A 4,687-nucleotide genomic window follows, 5' to 3' on the forward strand; every position below is an offset into this window, starting at 1 on the left:
CGAGTACGTGGCCGCCTGCCTGGCCGGCGTCTTCGACCTCGCCGACGCCATCGACACCGTGGCCCTGCGCGGCCAGCTCATCGACCGGCTGCCCGACGGCGCCATGCTCGCCGTCAACCTCCCCGAGCACGACGCCGCCCGGTACGCCGGCGACGACCTCGACGTCGCGGCCGTCAACGGACCCGAGCAGACCGTGCTCTCCGGGCCGGCCGCCGCCGTCGAGGCGGCCCGGGCGGCGCTGGACGCCGACGGGGTCCGCGCCAAACTGGTCCGGGTACGCCAGGCGGCGCACACCCGGATGCTCGACCCGCTGCTGGGCGAGTTCGCGGCGCACATGGCCACGGTCACGTTGCGGCCCCCGCAGGCGCGGGTCGGGTCCAACGTCACCGGCACCTGGCTCACCGCCGTCGAGGCCACCGACCCCGGCTACTGGGTGCGCCACCTGCGGGCCACCGTCCGCTTCGGCGACAACCTGCGCGCCGCCGCCGCCCTGCCGGACGCCGCGTTCCTGGAGGTAGGGCCGGGGCACGCGCTCGGCACGATGGCCCTGGCGATGAGCCGGGCGGCCGGCGCCGAGACCACCACCTCCATCGTGGCCTCCCTGCCCGCCGCCCCCGAGCAGGACGAGAACGAGACGCTGCTGAGCGCGCTGGCCCGGCTCTGGCTGGCCGGGGCGGCGATCGACTGGGCCGCCTTCTCCGCCGGCGAGCAGCGGCGCCGGGTGCCCCTGCCGACCTACCCGTTCGAGCGTCGCCGCTACAGCCTGCTCAACGGGTCGACGCCCGCCGCCCAGGAGGCGCCGGCGACGGCCGGGCCGAAGCACGACCGGCCCGACCTGCCCACCGAGTACGAACCACCGCGCACCGAGATCGAGGAGACCGTGGCGCAGGCGTGGCGGGAACTGCTGGGCTACCGGGAGATCGGCGTCTTCGACGACTTCCTGCTGCTGGGCGGGGACTCGCTGCTCACCGGCCGGCTGGTCGCCCGCCTCCAGGACACCTTCCAGGTCCCGATCACCGTCGCGGAGGCCTTCGCCCGGCGCACCGTCGCCCAGCAGGCCGACCTGCTCCAGGACCGGCTCCTCGCCGAGCTCGAAGGGCTCTCCGACGCCGACGCCGAACGGCTGATGAGCGAGGCGGACCCGTCGGAGGCGGGGCGATGACGGCGACCCGCGGCACCACCGCCACCTCGATCCCGCTCCGGCCCCCCGGGCGGCCCGCCCCACTGTCGTTCCAGCAGCGCCGGCTGTGGTTCCTGGACCGGCTGGTGGGCCGGGACGCCGGCGTGCACAACATGGCGATCACGCTGCGCCTGTCCGGCCCGCTCGACGTCGCGGCGCTGGACCACGCGCTGCGCCTGATCCGCACCCGGCACGAGGCGCTGCGCACGACCATCCACGACGACGGCGACGAGCCGGTCCAGGTGGTCGAACCGGTCGACGACACCCCGATCGAGACGCTGGACCTGACGGCGGTGCCCGACGACCGGCGTCCGGCGCGACTCGACGAGACCGTCGCCGCCCGCGCCCGGGAGCCGTTCGACCTGCGCCGCCCGCTGATCCGTACGCTGCTGGTCCGCCTCGCCGCCGACGAGCACGTGCTGCTGGTGACGATGCACCACATCATCGCCGACGGCTGGTCCGGCGGCGTGCTGGCGCAGGAGCTGGCGGAGGGCTACGCGGCCCGGCTGGCGGGCCGGCAGCCGCGGCTGCCCCACCTGCCGTTGCAGTACCCCGACTTCGCGGCCTGGCAGCGCGCGTACCTGACCGGGCCGGTCCTGGAGCGGCAGCTCGGGTACTGGTGGGACCGGCTGGCCGGCGCGCCGCTGGTGCTGGACCTGCCCACCGACCGGCCCCGTCCCGCCGTGCAGAGCCACCGCGGCGCCACCCTGCGGCTGGACCTGCCCGCCGACCTGGCCGCCGCCCTGCAACGGTTCAGCCGCGCCGAGCAGGTCAGCCCGTTCATGCTCGGCCTGGCCGTCTTCGCGGTGGTGCTGTCCCGCTGGTCCGGCCAGCAGGACCTGGTCATCGGCACGCCGGTGGCGAACCGCACCCGACCCGAGCTGGAGCACCTGTTCGGCTTCTTCGCCAACACCCTGGCCCTGCGTACGCGGCTCGACGGGGAGCCGACCCTCCGGCAGCTGCTCGACCGGGTGCGCGGCGACCTGTCGGCCGACTTCGCCCACCAGGACGTGCCGTTCGAGATGCTGGTCGACGCGCTGCACCCGGTGCGTGACCTCAGCCGGCACCCCGTCTTCCAGACCCTGTTCAGCTGGCAGGACGAGCCGATGCGGCCGTTCCGGACCGGCGAGCTGGTCGTCACGCCGATCCCGCAGCACAGCGGCAACTCCCAGTTCGACCTGTCGTTCTACGCCCACCGCACCGGCGACGACGCGGTCTTCTGCATCGTCGAGTACGCCACCGACCTGTTCGACGCCGACACGGTGCGGGGGCTGGCCGACCAGTTCGTCGTCGCGCTGCGGCACGCCGTGGCCGACCCCGACCGGCCGGTGGCCCGGCTGCCGCTGCTGGACGCCGCGCAGCACCACCGGGTCACCGTCGCCTGGAACGACACCGCCGTGCCGGTGCCCACCGGCTGCGTGCACGACCTCGTGACGGCGCAGGCCGCCCGCACCCCGGACGCGGTCGCGCTGACCTGCGGCGGGCGGGCGCACAGCTACCGCGAGCTGGACGAGCGGGCGGAACGGCTGGCCCACCGGCTGCGCGCGGCCGGCGCCGGCCCGGGCCGGCTGGTCGGGGTCTGCCTGCCCCGCGGCGCCGACCTGGTGGTGGCCCTGCTGGCGGTGCTGCGCTGCGGGGCGGCGTACCTGCCCCTCGACCCGGCGCACCCGGCCGGGCGGCACGCCGACCTGCTGGACGACGCCGCCGCCGAGCTGGTGGTCACCGCGGACGAGTGGGCCGACCGCTTCCCCGGCCGGCGGACGTGCCCGCCGTACGCCCCGGCCGACGATCCGGCGCCCACCGCCCCGCTGCCCCGGGTCGACCCCGACGCGCCGGCCTACCTGCTGCACACCTCCGGCTCGACCGGGCGGCCGAAGGGCGTGCTGGTGCCGCACCGGGCCGTCGTCGACTTCCTGGTCGGCGTCCGGACCTGCCCGGGCCTGCTGCCGACCGACGTGGTCCTCGCGGTCAGCACCATCTGCTTCGACATCGCGCTCTACGAGGTGCTCGCCCCCCTCACCGTCGGCGCGCACGTGGTCCTCGCCACGGAGAACGACGTCCGCCAGGGCGACAGCCTGCGCCGGCTCGTCCGGGAGCACCGGGTGACCGTGCTCGACGGCACGCCCTCCACCTGGCGGCTGCTGGTCGGCGCCGGCTGGGCGGGCGGCGACCTGCGGCTGGCGGTCTCCACCGCGGAGGCCCTCACCCCGGAACTCGCCGAGCAGCTGCTCGACCGGTGCCCCGAGGTCTGGAACATGTACGGCCCCACCGAGACGACGGTGTGGGCCGCCGGCCACCGCGTCCGGCGCGGCGAGCGACCCGTCCCGATCGGCCGCCCCACCCCGAACACCCGGCTGTACGTGCTGGACGCCGCCGGCGAGCCGGTGCCGCCCGGCGTGCCGGGGGAGCTGTACGTGGGCGGCGCCGGGGTGGCGCACGGATACCTCGGCGCGCCGGCCACCACCGCCGCCCGCTTCGTGCCCGACCCGTTCGGCCCGCCCGGCGCCCGGTTGTACCGGACCGGGGACGTGGTGCGGCTGCTCCCCGACGGCGTCGTCCAGTACCTCGGCCGCAGCGACAACCAGGTCAAGCTGCGCGGCTACCGCATCGAGCTGGGCGAGATCGAGGCGACGCTGCGCCGGCACCGGTCGGTCGCCGACGTGGCGGTCCTGCTGGAGGGCGCCGACCCGGTGCGCCGGCACCTGGTGGCCTATCTGGTGGGTCGGGGAGACGACGCCCCGGACGCCGCGGAACTGCGGTCGTGGTGCGCGGCCACGCTGCCCGCGTACATGGTCCCCGCCCGGTTCGTCGCGCTGCCGGCACTGCCGCTGAACAGCAACGGCAAGGTGGACCGGCGGGCCCTGGCGCAGACGCCCGGCACGGACCTGACCGCCGGCGCCGCCGGGCCGGGCGCGCCGCTGGGGGCCACCGCCCGCCGGGTCGCCGAGGTGTGGCGCGACCTGCTGGGCCGCGACTGCGGCCCGCACGAGAACTTCTTCGACGCGGGCGGCCACTCGCTGCTCGCGGTCGAACTCCAGCGCACCCTCGCCGACCGGTTCGGCGTGGACGTGGCGCTGCTGACCATCTTCGAGGTCCCGACCATCGTCGGGCTGGCCACGTACCTCGACGCGGCGGCCGGTCCGGCCGCCGCCGCGCCGGCCGGTGCCGTACCGGCCATCGACGCGGAGTACGGCCGCCGACGGCGGTCCGCTCACCGGCTCCGGCCACGAACCGGCCCGGCCATCCACCAGCCACCGAGAGGGGAAGCCCATGACGCCGGCCCGAACCGCTGAGACCAACCCGGGCACCACCGCCGCGGACCTGCCCGAGGAACTGGAGAACGCCCTGGCGGTGGTCGGCCTGGCGGGCCGTTTCCCCGGGGCGTCGAACGTGGCGGAGTTCTGGCGGAACCTGTGCGCCGGGGTGGAGTCGGTGACGTTCTTCTCGCCGGAGGAGTTGGCGGCGGCGGGGGTGCCGGAGTCGGTGTACTCGCATCCGTCCTATGTG

Annotated in this window: 3 protein-coding genes; all 3 read left to right on the forward strand. The window is 76.0% G+C overall.

Annotated features, from left to right (window positions below; translation table 11 throughout):
- A partial coding sequence (locus ACGFZ2_RS34275; protein WP_393461008.1) for an acyltransferase domain-containing protein occupies nt 1–1,162 on the forward strand: 1,162 nt, incomplete at its 5' end.
- Nucleotides 1,159–4,473 carry an amino acid adenylation domain-containing protein gene (locus ACGFZ2_RS34280; RefSeq protein ID WP_393461011.1) on the forward strand — a complete coding sequence of 1,105 codons (3,315 nt, stop codon included), beginning with the start codon at nt 1,159–1,161 and terminating at the stop codon, nt 4,471–4,473. The genes ACGFZ2_RS34275 and ACGFZ2_RS34280, both read left to right, overlap by 4 nt.
- On the forward strand, nt 4,451–4,687 hold a 237-nt coding region (locus ACGFZ2_RS34285; RefSeq protein ID WP_393461014.1), incomplete at its 3' end, for a beta-ketoacyl synthase N-terminal-like domain-containing protein. The genes ACGFZ2_RS34280 and ACGFZ2_RS34285, both read left to right, overlap by 23 nt.

Source organism: Micromonospora sp. NPDC048063, assembly GCF_043202855.1.
In the GTDB taxonomy this organism is placed as follows: domain Bacteria; phylum Actinomycetota; class Actinomycetes; order Mycobacteriales; family Micromonosporaceae; genus Micromonospora.

What these genes read in the sequence shown, in the direction of transcription:
- ACGFZ2_RS34280 (WP_393461011.1), top strand. Translation starts at nt 1,159, where the DNA reads ATGACGGCGACCCGCGGCACCACCGCCACCTCGATCCCGCTCCGGCCC.